This window comes from Paenibacillus sp. J22R98 (assembly GCF_059383835.1).
The window spans coordinates 93697-113747 of the sequence record NZ_JBXENW010000005.1 but is presented as its reverse complement, the minus strand read 5'-3'; the positions used below and the strand labels follow the sequence as shown (position 1 = coordinate 113747).

Annotated in this window: 17 protein-coding genes; 13 read left to right on the top strand and 4 right to left on the bottom strand. The window is 49.3% G+C overall.

All coding sequences use genetic code 11. The features are described 5' to 3' along the window. Positions 1-147: 147 nt before the first annotated feature. The 6 genes from AC50Y3_RS16035 (at position 148) to AC50Y3_RS16010 (ending at position 6632) form a co-directional block, all read left to right on the top strand. Complete coding sequence (locus AC50Y3_RS16035) at positions 148-2340, top strand: beta-galactosidase (protein ID WP_494819730.1); 2193 nt, start codon at positions 148-150, stop codon at positions 2338-2340. A gap of 169 nt (positions 2341-2509) precedes the next feature. Beyond that, entirely contained in the window at positions 2510-2734 is a 225-nt protein-coding gene (locus AC50Y3_RS16030; RefSeq protein ID WP_494819729.1) for a helix-turn-helix transcriptional regulator, read from the top strand. Then, entirely contained in the window at positions 2724-3476 is a 753-nt protein-coding gene (locus AC50Y3_RS16025; protein ID WP_494819728.1) for a DUF3169 family protein, read from the top strand. The genes AC50Y3_RS16030 and AC50Y3_RS16025 overlap by 11 nt, the downstream gene beginning before the upstream one ends. A gap of 250 nt (positions 3477-3726) precedes the next feature. Then, positions 3727-4470, top strand: coding sequence for an SDR family NAD(P)-dependent oxidoreductase (locus AC50Y3_RS16020; protein WP_494819727.1), 744 nt, complete (start codon positions 3727-3729; stop codon positions 4468-4470). Positions 4471-4558: 88 nt separating this feature from the next. Continuing rightward, positions 4559-5176 (top strand): TetR/AcrR family transcriptional regulator, encoded by a 618-nt coding sequence (locus AC50Y3_RS16015; protein WP_494819726.1) that lies wholly within the window; start codon positions 4559-4561, stop codon positions 5174-5176. A 145-nt stretch (positions 5177-5321) separates the two neighbouring features. Next, positions 5322-6632: an epoxide hydrolase family protein gene (locus tag AC50Y3_RS16010; protein WP_494819725.1), complete on the top strand. Its 1311-nt coding sequence runs from the start codon at positions 5322-5324 to the stop codon at positions 6630-6632. Positions 6633-6715: 83 nt separating this feature from the next. Here the strand turns inward: AC50Y3_RS16010 and AC50Y3_RS16005 are convergent, their stop codons facing one another. The 4 genes from AC50Y3_RS16005 to AC50Y3_RS15990 are packed head-to-tail and all read right to left on the bottom strand — an operon-like array spanning position 6716 to position 10635. Then, on the bottom strand, positions 6716-6919 hold the full coding sequence (locus tag AC50Y3_RS16005) for a hypothetical protein (RefSeq protein WP_494819724.1): 204 nt from the start codon (positions 6917-6919) through the stop codon (positions 6716-6718). Next, complete coding sequence (locus tag AC50Y3_RS16000) at positions 6916-8019, bottom strand: GerAB/ArcD/ProY family transporter (RefSeq protein ID WP_494819723.1); 1104 nt, start codon at positions 8017-8019, stop codon at positions 6916-6918. The genes AC50Y3_RS16005 and AC50Y3_RS16000 overlap by 4 nt, the downstream gene beginning before the upstream one ends. Positions 8020-8026: 7 nt before the next feature. Continuing rightward, entirely contained in the window at positions 8027-9175 is a 1149-nt protein-coding gene (locus tag AC50Y3_RS15995) for a Ger(x)C family spore germination protein (RefSeq protein WP_494819722.1), read from the bottom strand. A gap of 11 nt (positions 9176-9186) precedes the next feature. After that, on the bottom strand, positions 9187-10635 hold the full coding sequence (locus tag AC50Y3_RS15990; protein WP_494819721.1) for a spore germination protein: 1449 nt from the start codon (positions 10633-10635) through the stop codon (positions 9187-9189). Between the two features lie 267 nt (positions 10636-10902). On the opposite strand from AC50Y3_RS15990, the gene AC50Y3_RS15985 reads away from it, so the two are divergent. The 7 genes from AC50Y3_RS15985 to AC50Y3_RS15955 all read left to right on the top strand — a co-directional run bounded on the left by AC50Y3_RS15985 (position 10903) and on the right by AC50Y3_RS15955 (position 20045). Beyond that, complete coding sequence (locus AC50Y3_RS15985; protein ID WP_494819720.1) at positions 10903-11820, top strand: tyrosine-type recombinase/integrase; 918 nt, start codon at positions 10903-10905, stop codon at positions 11818-11820. Between the two features lie 189 nt (positions 11821-12009). Continuing rightward, the gene (gene hppD / locus AC50Y3_RS15980; RefSeq protein ID WP_494819719.1) at positions 12010-13122 is read left to right on the top strand and encodes a 4-hydroxyphenylpyruvate dioxygenase; all 1113 of its coding nucleotides are present in this window, start codon (positions 12010-12012) and stop codon (positions 13120-13122) included. Positions 13123-13153: 31 nt separating this feature from the next. Next, positions 13154-13762, top strand: coding sequence for a flavin reductase family protein (locus AC50Y3_RS15975; protein ID WP_494819718.1), 609 nt, complete (start codon positions 13154-13156; stop codon positions 13760-13762). A gap of 30 nt (positions 13763-13792) precedes the next feature. Then, positions 13793-14959, top strand: coding sequence for a homogentisate 1,2-dioxygenase (locus tag AC50Y3_RS15970; protein WP_494819717.1), 1167 nt, complete (start codon positions 13793-13795; stop codon positions 14957-14959). Between the two features lie 30 nt (positions 14960-14989). Further along, positions 14990-16984, top strand: a complete 1995-nt coding sequence (locus AC50Y3_RS15965; protein WP_494819716.1) for an AMP-binding protein — start codon at positions 14990-14992, stop codon at positions 16982-16984. Positions 16985-17013: 29 nt separating this feature from the next. Continuing rightward, positions 17014-18291, top strand: a complete 1278-nt coding sequence (gene fahA, locus AC50Y3_RS15960) for a fumarylacetoacetase (RefSeq protein WP_494819715.1) — start codon at positions 17014-17016, stop codon at positions 18289-18291. Between the two features lie 17 nt (positions 18292-18308). Next, positions 18309-20045, top strand: coding sequence for an aromatic amino acid hydroxylase (locus tag AC50Y3_RS15955; RefSeq protein ID WP_494819714.1), 1737 nt, complete (start codon positions 18309-18311; stop codon positions 20043-20045). The last annotated feature ends 6 nt before the right edge of the window (positions 20046-20051 follow it).

Genomic DNA, 20051 nt, shown 5'->3' with positions numbered 1-20051 from the left:
AAATAGTAGAGGAAAAAGAAAGGTTAAAGACAGAGAGAAACTGGAAAGCTTTTTGTCTTCCGTTAGAAGGGGTTTATCTTACTCTATCGAATATTCAAATGGAATCAGTCACCTCAATTGAAAAATGAAATGAGGAGAGTTCCCGGGATGAAAGAAAAAACGTTTATTCCTTTCGGTTTTCAATACTACCGCTCGCCAACACCATTTCGCAATCAATGGGCGAAAGACATGGAAATAATTTCCTTGAACGGCTTTAATTGCGTCAAGCTCTGGGTGCAATGGAGGGATTGCCATCCATCTGAGAACACCTTTGTGTTCGACGATATCTTGGAACTAATGGATTTGGCGGAAAGCCATCGGTTGAAAGTCGTACTTAACGTCATCTTCGACGTCGCGCCGGTATGGTTTTACAATAAATATCCGGATTCGCTGATGATAACGGCAGATGGCACCGTGCTTAAACCGCAGGCGCTTAGCTACCGGCAAATCGGCGGGGCTCCGGGACCCTGTTATCATCACGAGCCGGCACAACGAGAGAAGGATCGTTTTCTTGCGGAAGCCGTCAAGAGACTGGGCCGCCACTCGGCACTCTGGGTATGGGATCTATGGAACGAGCCGGAATTGACGACGGGTATTAAGCGAAAGCTTTCGTTCGAGAACCAGGTTTGCTATTGCGATCATTCTCTCTCTGCATTCGCTGTATGGTTACAAAACAAATACGAATCATTGGATGCCTTTAATCATAAATGGCTGCGCGGGTACACCGATTGGAACGAAGTCGAACCGCCGAGAGGTCAAGCGATTTTTAACGACATGGTGGACTGGCGGCTGTTCATGTCCGATGCGCTCACCGAGGACTTAATGCGAAGAATCAAGGTAGTCAAGGGAATGGATCAGGATCATCCGGTCATGGTCCATACTGTGCCTTCGCCAATTTTCAACTTGATAACGGCGGGTTCGGATGATTTCATGCTGGCCGAGCCTTGCGACCTGTTTGGCAACAGCCTCGGTTCCTCTGCATGGTCCGCCGACCTGCTGTTGTCCGCGGCAGGCGGGAAGCCCGTCATCAATTCCGAAATACATGCTCTCCCCGGCAATACCGCGCTAAAACCTCAGAAGCTCAGTTGGTCAGAGTTGAAACGACATATTCTCATTCCGCTTTCCAGGGGGATTCTCGGCTATCTATTCTGGCAGTATCGTCCGGAAACGCTGGGACATGAGGCTCCGGCTTGGGGCAGTACCTATATGGATGGCAGTGAAACCCCTTGGCTGAGGGATATGGCGGTATTGAACTTGACCATTCAACTTCATGGCGACAAACTTACTCTATCAACCCGCCCTTCAGATGGTATTGCAATCTTATTCAGCTCGGAGAACCAAATCGCCAATTTCGCTGCCTATGCGCATTTAGACACGTATAACGATTCCGTGCAAGGTGTACATCAACTGCTCCATGATCTCAACTACAAAGTGGAATTTGTCCACGACAGGAAGTTGAATCGGGAAACACTGGAACAGTTCAGATGCTTATGGATGCCGTATCCTCTTTATTTAAGCGGGGACTTAAGTAAGTTGATCCGTGATTGGGTGGCAGACGGCGGAATTCTTCTGTCCGAGAATTCCTTCGGAGCGCTTCAAGCAGAAGACGGAACGCATAGTTCTGTCGTTCCCGGTTACGGCTTCGATGAAATATTCGGTGTACGTGAGACATGGATTCACTCGGTTGAGCACCTGGACCACAGTTATCATCACGTCGTTGCGGAGTCCCGAAGTGCGATTCCGATCGGCAGCCGGCTTATTACGTCCGTTAACTCGGACGAAGCGAGTACTTTGGACGTAACATTGGAAGGCTCTTATTATAAAACGGACATTACAGTCCGGCAGGATGTCGAGATAGTGGCCGAATTTGCCGAAGATGGCATGGCAGCCATCACCTGTGCCGATTACGGGCGCGGCAAGGCGGTTTGGATTGGTACATTGCTGGCAGCAGCTTATCAGCGGAATCCCCAAGGCGGAACGAGGACGTTTTTCAGAGAATTGCTTCAACATAAATTCGGTTTAACGCCTTATGTGACGATTCATGGTGAGGATGGCGTTCGCGGTGATGCGCTTTCCTGGGAATCGGAAGGGGGAAGCGGTAGTTTCGTGTTCGCATACAATTGGAGCAATTCCGATAGCGAGGTCAGCATCCGGCTGCCAAAGTCCTATTCGATAGTAGAGAGTTGGTTTGAAGATGGGGACGTTTCATTGGAGTCAAGCGTTGACGCGTCTTCAAGTCTTCGTGTTCGAATTGCCCCTGGGGATATTCAGGTCTTTACAATGAGCACAAAAGGGAGTTAGTAGTAAGTTTTCTATTCGCTAATTTGCTCAATATGGGGATAGCAAGGCTGTCGGATTGAATCCGGCAGCCTTTCTACATGATAGGTTTGTAAACATTTATAGTCAAAATGTATATGATAATATACAAAATGACGATAATCATATATAATCCCAATATGGAGGTGATGAGGTGGCTGAATTACGCAACCGCGTCCGAGAGTTGAGGGCTCGCGATCGATTGTCGCAAGGCGATCTTGCCCAATTAATCGGCGCATCCAGACAAACGATTGCCTTAATCGAAAGAGGGGATTACGCGCCTTCGATCGTATTGGTCTTGAAGATCTCGGCTGTTTTTCAAGAGCAAGTGGAGTCTATATTTTTCTTAGAGGGGGATGGGGAGAAGAATGAAAGCTAAATCGAAAAATATAACCGTGCTGTATTTGCTATTCATGATGGTCGTTGGAGGGATTTGCGGCTTCCTTCTAACCAGCGATTCAATTCCGCATCCGGACGATTTAACGTTTAACCCCGGGATATTTTACGACTACGATATGATATTCGGGGTTATAGCCATTGCTTGTCTCTTATTCACGATATGGAGTATCATTGGAATTCTTCGGTTATCGTCAAAATCGAATAGCGAGCCTTATAGGTTAGAGGAAGAATATACTGTACGGGAGCATGCGGTTGGCACGCTCATGAAGATGGGCGCTTTCAATTATATGACAGCCTTTTTGTGGTTCGCGCTTTGCATGGCCTATTTCGCCAGCAGGGAAGCTCAAGCCAATGATCAAGAGATCTTCCTGATTGTGAACTTGTTTTGTTCTGTTGTATTTATCTTAATTGCGGTTCTTTTGCAAGCCATCATCCTTCGTCATTATAACAAGCTGTTTCCGGATCGCTCGATCTCGATGCGTTCAAGAAACGCTCAACGCGAGTTGTTCGATAAACTGGATGAAGCTGAGCGATTCTATGTTTATCGGTCCTCTTATAGTTCCTTCAAGGCTGTTAATCTGCTGCTCTATAGCAGCATTTTGTTCTTCGTTCTTTATTCCTTCCTGTTTGAATTTTCGCCGTTGCCTATCATAGTTCTCACCATTATCTCTATTGTCCAGAAAGCCGTATACTTTCGCGAAGCAGGTAGAACGGGTAAATAACAACTCGAGTGTCTGCGATTTGTAGCAATTGAAAGAACTGAACCCGGAAATAAAAGCTGCCGTCTAATTCGGCAGCTTTTATTTTTTGATAGGGGTGAAACGAAAGAAACGATAACAACTCCTTGGCTTTATCGATATGAACTTAAGAACCGATGCTTTTTTTGGAGTTGACAATCCAAAAACGGTTTGTTAGTATGAGCTCTGTGGAATGGATTGAACACTCCAAAAAAACAAAAGGGGATAGAATAATATGAATTCAAAACAAACAACAGCACTTATTACAGGAGGAACAAGCGGAATTGGTCGGGCAGTTGCGAATCAACTCGCCGCACAAGGCGTCCATGTCGTGGTTGCGGGTCGCAATGTAGAGCGTGGCGAACAGACAATTAAGGCTATTCGCGCAGCGGGAGGAAAAGCAGATTTCGTGCAGACGGATCTTAGCGACGCGTCGAGCGCAAGAAGCCTGGCGAAGCGAGCAGTCGAACTAGGTAACGGACGAATCGACATTCTTGTCAATAATGCAGGCGTCTTCCCATTTGGACCGACGCATGAAACGACGGAGGATGATTTTGAACGCGTGTATGCACTGAACGTCAAAGCACCTTATTTTCTAGTCGCCGAATTGGCGCCGCTGATGGCGGAAAGTGGCAAGGGGGCGATCGTCAACATCTCGACGATGCTCGCCGATTACGGAATGTCGGGTATGAGTCTATACGGTTCGAGCAAAGCGGCTATCAACCTGCTTACCAAAGCGTGGGCGGCCGAATACGGCCCAAGCGGGGTCCGTGTCAATACCGTTAGTCCAGGACCTACGCGCACCGAAGGAACTGATGCCATGGGCGAAGGTCTTGATCAACTTGCTGCCCAAGCGCCGGCAGGCCGTCCAGCTTCAGCGGATGAGATTGCAGAGGCTGTCGTCTTCCTCGCGACGGATCGCGCTAGCTTCATTCATGGCACAAACCTTGCCGTCGACGGTGGACAAACCGCAGTTTAATTTTTTTAGTCATGACGATCTGAAGAACCACCGCTTTTTTATGGATTGTAAATTCCATTTTTGTTATACTACATGCATGGAAAATATAATGGATGTTAAAAAACCAGAGCAGCGGCTGACGAAAAAAGGAAAAGAAACACGCGCACGTATCGTCGCTGCCGCGGCCAAATTGATGTTTGATCGCGGCGTTGCGGGTACAAGCGTGGAAGACGTACAGCGGGAGGCTAAGGTCAGCGCCTCCCAGCTGTACCACTACTTCAAGGAGAAGCGCGATCTCGTATTGGCGGTTATTGTGTATCAAACCGAACAGGTGCTGGATGCCCAGGAGCCTCTGCTTAGCCATTTGGATAGCATGGAGTCGCTTCGCGCGTGGCGCGATGCAGTTGTGAAGCTACAAATTGAACGGCAATTCCAAGGTGGCTGTTCGATTGGCTCGCTTGCCAGTGCCCTGGCGGATACAGATCCGGAAGCTCGAAGCGAGCTCGTAGCCGGATTTATGCAGTGGGAGCTCGCTATTCGCAAAGGAATTCGCGCAATGTATGACCGTGGAGAACTAAGGGCCGATGCGGACCCGAACCATCTCGCGCTTGCGCTGTTGACTGCACTTCAGGGAGGGCTTCTCCTTACTCAGGTTAGAAAAGAGACGAATCCGCTCGAAGCGGTGTTGGACGCTATGCTAGCGCATATCGGTACATTCATCGTCTGAAGTGCCGCCAGATCATGTTGTAGAATTGCCGGGCCGCGTTCGCGCGGCTTTTTTTATTTTGTAATCATGGATAATTGTTCTGCTTTGTTAGGAAGCTAATGATAAAGATAACCCCACTAACTTTCTAAAAGGAGCAAGCCTACAATTGAATTTAAACAGCAGCAAGTTCTGGTTTCGATTAGCCATGCTTGTGACTTTATCCTTAGTATTGACGACGCTCGACTCGATATCCTTAACGGTTAGTGCGAACTCGTACGGAGCCCCGCTTGAATCCGAAGCGGATTCGAAAGCCATTCGACCGTTTCAAGTGCATATTCCTGAGGCGGAACTTACCGACTTGCGCAGGCGTATTCTTGCGACAAGATGGCCGGATAAAGAAACGGTGTCGGATCAATCGCAAGGTACGCAGCTTGCAACGATGAAGAACTTGGCCCATTATTGGGCGAACGATTACGACTGGCGCAAATTCGAGGACAAGTTGAACACTCTGCCGATGTTCGTCACCAATATCGATGGGGAGGACATTCAGTTCATTCACGTCCGATCGAAGCATGAAAACGCGCTGCCAATCATCATTATGCACGGATGGCCGGGCTCGATTGTCGAGAAGCTGAAGTTAATCGACCCACTGACCAATCCCACGGCCTATGGCGGGAAGGCATCGGACGCGTTCGATGTCGTCATTCCGTCGATGCCTGGTTTTGGCTTTTCGGGAAAACCGACCGCGACCGGTTGGGGTCCTGACCGCATAGCTCGTGCTTACGGAGAGCTGATGAATCGACTTGGTTACAAGAAGTATGTGGCGCAAGGCGGCGACTGGGGCGCTATTATAGCAGAAGTAATGGCTGTCCAACAGCCTAGTGGACTGATCGGCATTCACACCAACTTGCCCTTTGTAGTTCCGTCCGATCTTGAGAAGGCGATTCAATCCGGCAAGGGCTGCCCGCCTAGTCTGACTGGCGAAGAAAAACGAGCTTGCGAGCAGCTGGACTTCTTTTACAAGCATGTTGCATACGCCCTGATGATGGGAACTCGCCCGCAGACGCTTACGGGGCTTGCGGATTCGCCTGTAGGTATGGCCGCTTTTATGCTGGACCATGATGCGAAGAGTCTGGATTTGATTACGAAGGCATTCAATGGACAACCGGAGGGCCTTTCCCGAGACGATGTGCTCGACAACATCACGCTCTACTGGTTAACCAACACGCCGATTTCTTCGGCTCGCCTCTACTGGGAAAATAAATACCCGTTCTTTGGCACCTATGGCGTCAAACTTCCCGTTGCCGTGAGCGTTTTTCCTGACGAGGTCTATGAAGCGCCGAAGAGCTGGACACAGAAGGCGTATCCGAATCTTATTTACTACAATAAGCTCGACAAGGGCGGACACTTCGCGGCGTGGGAGCAGCCGATGCTCTTTGTGAACGAACTTCGCAATGGACTCAGGTCGCTGCGTTAATTTAGCTCTGAAATATGAAGATCAATATTATTTAACAATAAGAAGCCGGTATCTATGGAGATATCGGCTTCTTTGATGTGAATTTAATGCAGGACTCGTTCGATGATGAAGGCGATCGCATCATTCAAATCTAACGGATGATGCAGAACGATACTGAGCCATAATCCGGCTCCGATCGTTGTGATTGAGAAGAAAACGGCAGTCTCTTTGCCCGTATACGTGCCGAATTTTCGCAATGCGAAACCGATTCCGATTGTTAAGGCATAGACGGCGGCCAGAATACTCATGCCGAGCCGTCCTTCTTCATAAGCCGACCGTTATTTCTCCATTTGGCCGCTACGATGAAGAGTGCGGGAAACGCCACGGCGAATAAGGAGTAGTATTCGAACAAATAATTTTTTACCCAATCGAGAAGTTCGACTATATTCATAAACAGCAACGAATACGCGGAAATGATCCACACCATTGGATAAATCACAATGTTTCGCTTCTCAATTTTGAACAACTGACAAACGCCGGAAACGGCGCAATAAAATAGTATGCACAGCTTCATACAGACTACCAGCACGATATTCACGGCCAGAATCGCTTCCAAATGCTCGATGAAGCCGGTAAATCTCATTTCTCGGAAGATCGAAAAGATGGGGTAAACCAATTTTTGCCCGCGATACACACCAAGAACCCCAATCGAAATAAAAACGCACCCCGTCAACATTAAGCCAGAGAAAGCGATTCCCGCAATAAACGGGATTTTCACTTTCCCTTGCACAAACGGTATGAACATCAAGAACGCCACTGTCTCCATAAAGGGGAACGCCAACACGAATCGGGTTTGAATAATGACATCGCTAAGCTGGAAAGGGTAGGAGACGTGAAAATAACGCCAGTTCCACTCCCGCATCATGATGACTATCGGAACCCAAAACGCTAAATAGAGGTAAGGCACCAGAAGTTCGTTCACCAAGGCGATTGATTCAATTCCCTTCGACACGGCGTACGCACTGACAAGCAAGATCATGATATGGAAAAAAGAAATAGGTGTGCGTGGCATGAGGTTAATATGCATGAAATCACCAAGTTCGCGGGTAACCCACGATGCAATTTGGATGAAAAAGATGATATACAGTAAAGAGATGAAGCCGCCAGCCCACTTGCCGAATGCCTGCAAAGCGATCTCGACAAGTGTCTTTCCCGGATACAGCTTGGCAAGGTACAAGTAGCCGAAAGCAAGCACCAGCCCATACAAGGTCGCCCAAATGACGACAACCCAACCATATTGTTTTGCGCTTGAAATGATTGGGCCGGGCAGCAAAATAAATGCAGTTCCGATGACATAGACTTGCGTCATCAAATGAAACTGCCACGCGCTGAGCCGGATGGGATTCATATGCTTTTCATCCTTCCTTGCCTTCCTTGGTATAGGGATCACTCTTGTTGCCGGTCGTCGTAATGTCAGAAGTGACCGTGAAATTCACGAACGTCTGCCGCCATGTAGCCGCAGTAGCCCCTTCATCCTGCAAGCCCAACAGATCCCAGTTATTTCGCTTTCCCAGTACAACCATCTTCTTCGCTTTTTCTGCTACGACGCGATTAAACGCCTTTTCGATCATGTGTAAGTTTTCCAATGTTAACTTGGTATTCTGTGTGTTGTTCAATATGCGGAGTTCAGCATGAATGTGGATGTTGAGACGGTTGGCGGATCGGTTCCATTTCCGTTTCACTTGGACGTTACTCGTCTCGACGTCGACGTAACTTCCACCTACTTTAACCGTTTCTGTGAATTTCCGATATTTAGTGTTCAGGATGTGGTAATAGTATTTATTCTCACTGTCCAAGCGTCCTACCATGCGTCCTTTGAAGAAAACCGCGCTGTCCGCAAAAAAGGAAGGGGCTTGTTCGCTGACGTCAATCTGCTCCATTCTCTCCGTAGTATCCGCCGGTTTGCCGCGGTAGTGGATCATCGGTATGAGTGTCGGCAGTTGGAATTCCATTCCTGTCACGATGTCTTTGACACGGATCGGCTCTACGCCTCCCGTAAAGGACCCCCGCGATAAAATGCGAACAAGCGAAGTGGCATGGCGTCCGGGCACCTTTTCGAGTGTCGTAAAGCTGTTCATAACGTCCTTTAGAGGGGAATCCGTCACAAACAGATAAACATTCATGCGCCATTCGGGTGTCGTTTCCAAGTAGTTAAGGATATCAATGATACCTTGACGGGCTACCTCTTCGGATAAAATATAGCACTGCAAATGTGAAGTGAAAAGCAAACGCGGCATCATCGTGGACGTTTTCTGCATGAACCTGCCCAAGCTATATTCCTTGAAACGATAGGTGTAAACCGACGCCTTGGATCCGCCGCCTTGCCTGGAGGAAAGGGCCGGCGGATTAATGACTTGGTAATAAGCGATATACTTACCCGTCTTTGGTTCCCGGTCGATGCCGAAAGTGGTGACGATTGCCAGTTCGTTGATTTCCTTCTTGTCCCAGCAGCCTGAACAGAGAAGTAAGGCGACTAGTAAGATCAAGAGCCATAATTTTCGCAATGTTCGGCCCCCTATTTTTTTCTAGAGAACATCTGAGGTGTACGTTTCATCCAGAACCGAGGAACGCGCAGGATCGTGTCTTTGAAGTCTGACAGAACTAAAGGCGCGATGGGAGACATGTATTTCACTCCGAAGGATCGCAAAGAGACTAGATGGATCAAGACAAACAATGTCCCGCACAGAATACCGTATAATCCCATAAAACCGGCCAGGAGCATGAACACGAACTGGAGGATTCGCTGCGCTACGCCAAAGCCATAAATAGGCGACACGAAATTGGAGATGGCCGTGATCGAAACGACAATAACCATGGCCGCCGAGACAAGTCCAGCTTCGACCGTCGTCATGCCGAGTACGAGCGCGCCTACGATGGAGATCGATTGACCGGCAATCCGAGGCATTCGCAAACCGGCTTCACGCAAAATTTCGAACGTGACCATCATGATCATGGCTTCCAGGAACGCCGGGAAAGGAACGGCTTCCCGTTGTGCGGCCAAATTAATCAAGAGCGAAGTCGGTAGCAGCTCCTGGTGGAAGGTGACCACAGCAATGTATAAAGGAGGGATGAAGACCGAGAGCATGAAAGCGAACATGCGCAGCCATCGCGAAAGCGTGGCGATATCCGGCCGCTGGTAATAATCTTCCGGTGAAGAGAAGAGTTGAAAAAAAGTCACTGGACCGATCAAGGCAATCGGGGTGCCGTCGGTGAGAAGCGCTACTTGCCCGTCCAACAATTTGCCCGTTACCGCGTCCGGCCGTTCTGTCCCGATAAGTTGCGGGAACGGTGACCACGTCTTGTCTTGGATCCAATCTTCCATATATGAGCTTTCCAGAATGCTGTCAGTTTGGATAGCCTGCAGCCTGCGACGAAATTCTTCTACGACCCCTGCGGGGGCTACGTCAGGTAAATAGGTCAAATACACCTTGGTCATCGTCTTAGTCCCGATTGTCATCTGTTCAAATACCAAATTTTCACTTTTGAGTCGTTTGCGAATGAGCGCCACGTTCCGACCGATGTCTTCGACGAAACCTTCCCGTGGTCCGCGTACGGTGGCTTCCGTCTGTGGCTCGGTTACACTGCGATAGTCGTTGCGTTTGACGTCAAAGCTTAGGAAACGGTTTATGTGCGTTGGAATGAGGAGGCACTGGCCTTCCAGCAGCAGTCGGATGCCCTCATCGGCATCTGTCCATTCCTTGTTTTGGACGAAGGGGATGTGGCGATGAAACCAGTCTAGGTCATCCATATCAAATTCCTGTTCCTCTTCAAGAGGAACGGCGGCAAGCATAGGTTTGACCACAAACTCATCCACCAGAGCCGATTCCACAATCGAGGATAGATAGAGGCAGGTGAAAGCCGCAGATCCACGGAGAGGGAATGGTCGAATGACGAAGTCAGGGGCTCCCTTCATGCGATCTCGGATTTGTTCCTGAATCGGCAGGGTAACGGAAAGATTAGACACTGTTGAACCCTCCATCATCGGCGAGGTAACGGAATTTTAAGGCAGATTGAACCCACGATCATACGTTATTCTGTACAATCATTAGAAAAATATACCACTGAAGCTAGGCCGGATCGTAGTCCTCTAGCTTGGGGTAGTAGAATCGGATAAATCCATGCATGTTAACCCAAAACAATGCTATAATAAGTGCGCAAAACACATATTTTGCGCACTTTCGTTTCAGATCGACAATATTCATCAAAGTCAGCCTACCATAGAGGTGAATCCATGCCCCAAAACTACGAAATCGACGAAAATTACGAGGAAGAGCTGCGCGCTTTTCACATATGGATGAAACAAGCAGGATATACCCCAACAACGCAAAGAGAATATAAGAGAGAAGCATACTCGTATCTTCAATCGCTTGATGGGCTCTCGGCACAGAAAGCCGGGAAGATGAATGTGATCGGTTATTTGGTTTCTAAGCAAGATTCTACAGGTGATCGCACGAGGAACAGAACGTTATCCGCCATTCGTTCTCTCTATGCAGCCTTGATCGATTTTGAGATGGCTACAAGAAATCCCGCGCTGGAAGTCAAGAAATCCAAGACAGAGAAAAACAAGAAACCGGTCTACTTGGAGGAAGAGGAGCTTGTTCAAAGTTTAGCTTTTGTTGACGGTCGGTACCGTGACCGCAATCTTGCGATTTTCTTACTGATGAGCTACTGTGGTTTGCGGGTTGGCGAAGTCCATCGCTTGAATCTCAAAGATTTCAAGAAAGCGAAGGGGACAATCGAAGTCTTCGGTAAAGGGAGAAAGTGGAACGAGATTCCTGTGCCCGATATGCTAATGTCGATTCTGGATAAAGTGGAACAGGAAAGAATTGCTCCTTATCGCGAGAAAGAAGAAGCATTCTTCGTCTCTCAGAAGGGGAAACGGTTGTCCATCCGGCAAATTCAGAAGATTGCGGAGCAAACCTTTGCCGCCTTCAAAGCGGACAAACCGGGGCTGTCCGATATGAAGCTGTCTTGTCATAAATTACGACATACCTTCGCGACGATGCTGCTTCGAAATGGCATCGATATTCGGGTTGTTAAGGAACTGCTTGGCCATTCCTCGATCGAAACCACCATGATTTATACGCATGTCAACGACGATCAGAAGAAACAAGCCATGTCGACCATCAACATTCCGGTGCTGATCTAACTACTTATCATAATTCACGCAAGAGCTGCCTTTAGGCAGCTCTTTTTCAGTTCCATGCATATTGGTTAGGATAGTTCATCCTTTAGCTGAATAAATATTAACATAGCTGCTTCGACAACGTCCGCAGGTGCTGAATAAGATAACGGCAAGAGGAAGCGGCTCTTGCCGTGAGAAAAAGGGTGAGACATCATGAAAAAACAACGACGGGTTAGCAATCAACCATCGGATTTGTTTCCGGTCAGAGGCATCGACTATCTCGAACTTTATGTCGGCAATGCAAAACAAGCTGCGCATTATCTAAGCAAAGGGTTCGGGTTCAAGGTGGCGGCTTACGCGGGCTTAGAAACAGGGGAATCCTCTAAGGTCTCGTATCTGCTGGAGCAGAATCAAGCGCGTTTTGTTCTCAGCGGTTCGTTATCGCCGGATCATCCGATTGCTGAGTTTGTCAAAAAACACGGTGATGGCGTGAAAGACATCGCTATGCGAATCGACGATGTGGAGAAGGCATACCACGAAGCCGTTGCACGCGGAGGCATCCCGATTATGGAGCCTCGGGAGCACAAGGATGCGAAAGGAACCGTAACAACGGCAGCCATCGGCACTTATGGGGATACCATCCATACGTTAATTAATCGGAGTGACTATAAAGGTGTGTTTTTGCCTCATTATGAGGCTTGCGAACTGAACATTCCGCATCAATCGACAGGGTTAATCGGGATCGATCATGTTGTGGGCAATGTGGAGCAGATGGAGGAATGGGTGTCGTATTACGAGAAGGTCATGGGCTTTAAACAGATGATCCATTTCGATGACAAGGACATCTCGACTGAGTATTCGGCGCTTATGTCGAAGGTTATGTTTGGCGGCGGACGGATTAAGTTCCCGATCAACGAGCCTGCGACCGGGAAACGGAAATCGCAGATTCAAGAATTCCTCGATTATTATCATGGCGCCGGCGTCCAGCATATCGCTATTTTGTCGAATGACATCATATCAACTGTAATGGCATTAAAAGCTAATGGGATCGAGTTCCTGAGCACGCCGGACAGCTATTATGAAATGTTAACAGAGCGAGTCGGTACAATCGATGAGGAGATTGCGAAGCTCCAGGAATTAAATATCCTAGTAGACCGCGACGATGAAGGGTATTTGCTGCAAATTTTCACCAAACCAATCGTAGATCGTCCAACGTTATTCATCGAAATTATTCAACGTAAAGGTGCTGTCGGATTCGGAGAAGGCAACTTTAAAGCGCTGTTCGAATCGATTGAACGAGAGCAAGCGCGTAGAGGGAATTTATAAGAAATTACGACAAATTCGAGGAGTGGGTGCGATGAAAGTAGATCCTGGCACGCTTGCGTGGAGGGATGCCTACAAGCTGCTGATCGGCTCCGTTCTGCCGCGTCCTATTGCTTTTGTCTCCACTGTTGATCTGCAAGGTAATTGCAATTTAGCTCCCTTCAGCTTCTTTACCGGTATATGCGCGAAACCGATGATGGTCTGTTTTGCGCCGATGATTCGAGGGTCGGATGGGAAGAAGAAGGATACGCTGGCCAATATTGAAGCGACCAAGCAGTTCGTCATCAACATTGTCGGGGAGAAAATTGCCGCACAAATGAATGACTGCGCCATCGAATTCCCCCCTGAGGTGGATGAATTCACTTATACGGGTCTGACGAAAGTGCCGAGCCACAGCGTGCTGCCTCCGCGAGTACTAGAAAGTGATGTACAGCTTGAATGTACGTTACATCAAATCGTTACGCTTGGCGAGCTTCCCGGCGCCGGCAGCCTAGTGATCGGGCAGGTCGTATGCATCCATGTACAGGATGATTTATTCGAAGGCGGCAAAATCAACAGCGAATTATTAAGACCGATTGGCAGAATGGCGGGTCAAACCTACACGAGGGCGATTTCCGACACATTTGAACTGGAAAGGAAGTAAGAGCCGGGAAGTGAAGGGGAGGTGCGGAACATGGCGTTCTATCATCGGATGGGGGAGATTCCGCCGAAACGACATACGCAATTTCGTCAGCCTGACGGTACGCTGTACCGTGAACAAGTAATGGGAACCAAAGGCTTCTCAGGCATCCAATCGATTCTCTATCATCATCATGCGCCGACTGAGATCACGAAAGCGCAATTGCTCTCAGCTGGCAAACCGCAATTTGAGACGCAAGGCGCGCTTCGTCATCGCCATTTTCGCACCAACCGTCTGATCTTAAAAGGGGATGCCATCTACGGCAGGCAATATATGTTCGGCAACGAAGACATCTTAATCGGCGTCGCGCATCCTACTGAGGCGATGGATTACTACTACCGCAATGGGGATGGCGATGAATTGATTTTCGTTCACAAGGGGTCTGGCAAGGTCGAGACCATGTTCGGCACCTTGCGATACCGGCCCGGCGATTACATCGTGATTCCCATAGGAACCATCTACCGGGTCGTACCGGATTCCGGCAAAACAAAGCTTCTCATCGTGGAAACAAACAGCTGGATTACGACGCCGAAACGATACCGCAATGAGCAGGGGCAGCTGCTGGAGCACAGCCCGTACTGCGAACGGGATATACGGCTCCCCGAACAATTGGAAACGTTTACAGATAAGGGAGAATATGAAGTACGTACTCGAAAAGGCGGCTATATGCACGCACATATTTTCGCCCATCATCCTCTGGATGTCGTCGGCTGGGATGGCTATCTCTATCCGTGGATATTGAATATTCGCGATTTCGAACCGATTACGGGCCGCATTCATATGCCGCCGCCGATTCATCAAACGTTCGAGGGTAATCAATTTGTAATCTGTTCGTTCTGTCCTAGACTGTACGATTATCATCCGGAATCAATCCCCGCGCCGTATTTTCACAGCAATGTGGATAGCGATGAGGTGCTTTATTATGTGAAAGGGAACTTCGGCAGTCGTAAAGGGATTGAAGAAGGTTCCATGACGCTTCATCCCTCCGGCATTCCGCATGGACCTCATCCCGGCAAAGTGGAAGAGAGCATTGGCAAGAAGGAGACGAATGAACTGGCGGTTATGATCGATACCTTCCGTCCGCTTCATGTCGTTGAGCATCTGCAATCTGTAGAAGATATGAATTACGTATACAGCTGGGTTTCTCGTCCTGATGCATAATCCGGCCGGAACCTGAAGGAGATGCTGAATATGCGGCAAAATCCGGTGTGGTTCCCTATTCAATCGGAGATCGAGCAAACACGATTGTTTCGGCTCATGTCCAAACATGGAATCACCGATTATGAGGCTTTCTATCGCAAATCGATTGAGGACATCAGCTGGTTCTGGGAGGCGGTCGTGCGGGACATGGGGATTGAATGGGCCAGTCCCTATAAGCAGGTTATTGATTTTACAGCCGGCATGAGCTGGCCTTCTTGGTTTACACAAGGGCGGATGAATATCGTTTCGAATGCGGTCGACAAATGGTTGTTGGACCCTGTGGCAGCTGGCGGGAAGGCGATCATTTGGGAAGGTGAGGAGGGTCAAACTCGAAGCCTCACCTATACCGAGCTTGCTCAGCAAGTGGATCATGCTGCACAGGGATTGCGGCGGCAATTGGGATTAAGCGTGGGCGAACGCGTTGCCCTATATGTGCCGATGATCCCTGAAACTGTAATCGCGATGCTTGCCTTGGCTAAATTAGGCGCGATAGCTGTTCCGATCTATTCCGGCTACAGCGCCGAAGCGGCAGCTAAACGGATGGAAGGATCAGGCTGTAAATATCTCATTACAGCTGATGGCTATTATCGGCGCGGAAAGCAGATCCACATGAAAGAAGAAGCCGACAAAGCGGCTGATGCGGCAGCTTCTATCGTGAGGATAGTTGTTGTACGGCGGCTAAACATCCCGATCACACTTCGGCAGGGACGTGATGTTGACTGGTCCGAGCTTATGCACGCAATAGACGGTGAAGATCCGAAACCAGTCCCAGCAGTACCGATGGACAGCACAGAGCCATTAATGCTCTTATATACCTCCGGGACAACCGGCGCGCCAAAAGGCATCGTCCATACGCACAGCGGATTTCCGCTCAAAGCCGCATTCGACGCCGGTTACGTGATGGATTTCCGGCCCGGTGACACGATGTTATGGCTCACCGATATGGGCTGGATGATGGGGCCTTTCATGGTGTATGGCACCTTATTGAGTGGCGGCACGATGGTGTTGTACGAAGGGGCGCCGGATTATCCCGGTCCGAACCGGGTGTTTAACCTCGTTAACAAACATAAAGTAACGCATCTCGGCGTTTCACCAACGCTAATTCGCAGCTTGATGAAGCACGGCGATGATTGTTACAGGGGGTGCGATCTGACTTCGCTCCGGGTCATCGGTTCGTCGGGCGAACCTTGGAATCCGGAACCGTGGCAATGGTTATTCCATGATGTCGGTCAGGAGAGGATACCGATTGTTAATTATTCAGGCGGCACCGAAATATCAGGAGGTATTCTGGGAAACGTGCTGCTTAAGGCGATTGCTCCGGCAGGTTTTAACTCCGCCATTCCTGGGATGCATGCAGATGTGTTCTCACAGGAAGGAAAGCCGGTTCTCGGCGAGGTCGGGGAGTTGGTGCTCAAGAACGTATGGCTTGGAATGGCAAGCGGTTTCTGGGAAGAACCGCAGCGATACGAGGCGACATATTGGTCGCGCTGGCCTGATATTTGGGTGCATGGCGATTGGGTGGAGTTAGATGAAGATGGTTATTGGACGATTACAGGACGCTCCGATGACACGCTTAACTTGGCTGGCAAACGGCTCGGACCCACAGAACTCGAATCTTTGCTCGTCGAGCATCCTCGTGTGGTCGAAGCTGCGGCGATTGGCGTGCCTGATGATCTGAAAGGAGAAGCAGCGGTTTGTTTTGTCGTCGTAGACCATAAGTTGGTAAACCAACAAGAAACGACTGAGTTGACTTCTGAACTATATGTATGGGTTGCCAATCGACTTGGCAAAGCATTCAAGCCGTCTGCCATTCACATCGTAGACGCATTACCCAAAACAAGAAATGCGAAGGTCATGCGCAGAGTGATACGATCTACTTATTTATCGATTGCTCCGGGCGACTTGTCAGCACTTGAAAATCCTGAATCGTTAGAAGCAATAGGGAAATTAAGAGGGCAGGGGAATTCACCGCGCGGCAGCGGTTGATCACCATGTGCTGCAAAGGAGATCATCCTATGGCATATTCGTTTATTGACGTTGATGCGAGTTCGCATTTTCCGATACAAAATTTGCCCTATGGCGTGTTCCGCCCGCTTCACGGTGGCGGTCTCCCGCGGGTTGGCGTTGCCATTGGTGACGATGTGCTGGATTTGGCGGTGTTAGATGAAGCCGGTTGTTTCAATAACACGCCAGCATCCGGGAAAGGACTCTTCTCCCATCCTTCGCTTAATGCGTTCATGGCCGCAGGTCGTCAAGTGTGGCGGGAGGTTCGATCGGTTATCTCTAGGTTGCTCGATTCAGAAGACCCGACCCTTCGAGATCACCTCCCGCTCCGAGCGACGGCATTTCACCGCCAATGCGATGTCGAGATGCTGCTTCCCGTAGAAATCGGCGATTATACTGATTTCTATGCTTCGAGGTCCCATGCCACGAATGTCGGTACGTTATTTCGGGGCAAGGAGAATGCTTTGATGCCGAATTGGCTGCACCTTCCCGTCGGTTATCATGGCCGGGCAAGCTCGATTGTCGTCAGCGGAACGGATGTTCGCCGACCCTGCGGACAGGTAAAACTGCCAGATTCCGTCGCGCCAATCTTTGGCCCGAGCGGGCAGCTGGATTTTGAGTTGGAGATGGGGTGGTTGATTGGAACCGGCAATACGCTTGGGGAGCCCATCCCCCTTGAAGAAGCGGAAGAACATCTATTCGGTGCTGTGCTCGTCAACGATTGGAGTGCACGGGACATCCAAGCCTGGGAGTATCAACCGCTTGGTCCGTTTCTCGGTAAAAGCTTCGCGACCTCCGTTTCTCCTTGGGTTGTTCCTTTTGAAGCACTCGCGCCATTTCATATACCTGCTAGTAGACAAGAGCCTGACCCGCTTCCTTATTTGCAGCAGAGCCCTATGACTTCCATCGATATCAAGTTAGAGGTGTATTGGCAAAGCGAAGCACAGGATATGCAAGAACGAATTACCTCCAGCAATTACAGCAATCTCTATTGGACGATTGAGCAGCAGCTCGCGCATCACACGGTTGGCGGGTGCAATTTGCGAACCGGCGATCTGCTCGCGTCCGGTACAATCAGCGGTTCCGCGAAGGAATCCCGGGGCTGCATGTTAGAGCTAACCTGGCGAGGGACGGAACCCCTTCAGCTGAACAATGGCAAAGAGCAGCGAACATGGCTTGCCGATGGCGATCGGATTACGATGACCGGCTGGTGCCAGGGCGATGGCTATAAAGTAGGTTTCGGAGAAGTAACAGGGAAGGTATTACCGGCAACCAGAACACGCAAATAGCAGAGGGAGTGGAAGACATGAGAATGATTCCGCCTCATTTGTCCCCTTATATATCCGAGCAGAACTACGATCAATACACGCCTATTGACCATGCAGTTTGGCGATATGTGATGCGTCAGAACCACCATGCGTTACGGAATACTGCTCATGCAGCATTTGTAAGTGGACTGCTGCAGTCCGGTATTCAGAAGGAGAGCATCCCCCGCGTATCCGAGATGAACGCATGTCTTGCCCAAATCGGATGGGGCGCCGTAATCGTGAATGGGCTCATTCCCGGTGCTGTCTTTTATGAGCTGCTGGCGAATGGGATTTTGCCGATTGCAGCGGAAATTCGGAAATTAACGAACATCGAATACACGCCAGCGCCTGATATTATCCACGAGGCAGCTGGCCATGCGCCGATTTTGTTTGATCCCGAATACAGGTCCTACGTGCAAACGATTGGCTCTATCGGTACGAAAGCCTTTTCCATGAAAGAGAGAGGCGAGGCTTTCGAGGCGCTGCGCTTACTAACGATCGTCATGGAGGATCCGAAATCAACCGAAGAAGAGAAGGCTGCTGCGCAGAGGCAGGTAGAGGAGAAACAGAAGGCCATTACTGAATTAACGGAAGCGGAGAAAGTGTCCCGTCTATTCTGGGCAACCGTCGAATACGGCCTGATCGGGAATCTGGATGATCCGAAAATATACGGCGCAGGTCTGCTGTCTTCCGTTGGTGAAAGCAAACATTGCTTCACAGACGCGGTAAAGAAATTGCCTTACTCCGTTGACGCTTGCGTCGCCAGCCCCAAAGTCGTAACGGAGATGCAATCACGCCTCTTCGTTTGCCATAGCTTCGAGCAATTATTAGAAGGCGTGGAATCCTTGGCCAGCACCATGGCATTTCGCGTCGGTGGAACGGAAAGCTTGGAGAAGGCGCTGCGTTCGCGCCATGTTGCCACGATTGCGTTTAATTCCGGTCTCTGTGTCACTGGGGTGATCCATAGCATCGAGAAAGACACCAATGGCGAAGCCATCTATGTAAACACGACAGGAGAAACAGCATTGTCGGTTAATCATCAGCAATTAAGCGGTCATGGCAAGGACTATCATGCCAAGGGATACGGTACTCCAATCGGCACATTGCAAGGCGGAATTGCCTTAGAAGAATGCGATGATCAAGCGCTGAATGGAATAGGCGTTGTCCTTGGAAGTCAAACGGAGCTGGTATATGATAGTGGGATTTGCGTTTCCGGTCGAATCAAGAGCATCCTCAAAAACGATAAACATGTAATTCTCCTATCCTTCGAGGACTGCTCGGTCACCTTTCAGGGTAAGGCGCTATTTAAGAAAGAATGGGGCACTTACGATATGGCCGTGGGATCTCGTATCGTTTCCGCGTATCCCGGTGCCGCTGACCCAGCTGCCTACTACAATGCACCGGTTCATCCAATTAATCAAGAGATAAAACCGAACCATGATGCTCCTGCTTCACTTACTGATTTGGAGATTCTCTATCAAGAAGTAGCCCTAATAAGAGAGACGAACAGCTTCACAGCGGAATCTCTTCAGGCGCTGACCGAGATCCATAACGAGCTCATCCAAACCTACCCGAACGATTGGTTATTACGATTGGAAGTACTTGAATTAGCAGCTTCCAACCATGAACTATTACCGCTGGAGCTCCCGCTGCAAGAAGAGTTGCTTGAGCTGAGCAAGGTAGCTTCCAATCGCAATCTCATACTAAACGGTTTAGCTATACTAAAGATCCACTAAAGTTTA

Bases quoted from the DNA above. Each gene is read 5' to 3' on its own strand.
- hppD (WP_494819719.1), top strand. From the start codon at position 12,010: ATGAAAAAACAACGACGGGTTAGCAATCAACCATCGGATTTGTTTCCG.
- AC50Y3_RS16000 (WP_494819723.1), bottom strand. From the start codon at position 8,019: ATGAATCCCATCCGGCTCAGCGCGTGGCAGTTTCATTTGATGACGCAA.
- AC50Y3_RS16005 (WP_494819724.1), bottom strand. From the start codon at position 6,919: ATGAGTATTCTGGCCGCCGTCTATGCCTTAACAATCGGAATCGGTTTC.
- AC50Y3_RS15985 (WP_494819720.1), top strand. From the start codon at position 10,903: ATGCCCCAAAACTACGAAATCGACGAAAATTACGAGGAAGAGCTGCGC.
- AC50Y3_RS16015 (WP_494819726.1), top strand. From the start codon at position 4,559: ATGGATGTTAAAAAACCAGAGCAGCGGCTGACGAAAAAAGGAAAAGAA.
- AC50Y3_RS15955 (WP_494819714.1), top strand. From the start codon at position 18,309: ATGAGAATGATTCCGCCTCATTTGTCCCCTTATATATCCGAGCAGAAC.
- AC50Y3_RS15975 (WP_494819718.1), top strand. From the start codon at position 13,154: ATGAAAGTAGATCCTGGCACGCTTGCGTGGAGGGATGCCTACAAGCTG.
- fahA (WP_494819715.1), top strand. From the start codon at position 17,014: ATGGCATATTCGTTTATTGACGTTGATGCGAGTTCGCATTTTCCGATA.
- AC50Y3_RS15970 (WP_494819717.1), top strand. From the start codon at position 13,793: ATGGCGTTCTATCATCGGATGGGGGAGATTCCGCCGAAACGACATACG.
- AC50Y3_RS16025 (WP_494819728.1), top strand. From the start codon at position 2,724: ATGAAAGCTAAATCGAAAAATATAACCGTGCTGTATTTGCTATTCATG.
- AC50Y3_RS16020 (WP_494819727.1), top strand. From the start codon at position 3,727: ATGAATTCAAAACAAACAACAGCACTTATTACAGGAGGAACAAGCGGA.
- AC50Y3_RS15965 (WP_494819716.1), top strand. From the start codon at position 14,990: ATGCGGCAAAATCCGGTGTGGTTCCCTATTCAATCGGAGATCGAGCAA.
- AC50Y3_RS16035 (WP_494819730.1), top strand. From the start codon at position 148: ATGAAAGAAAAAACGTTTATTCCTTTCGGTTTTCAATACTACCGCTCG.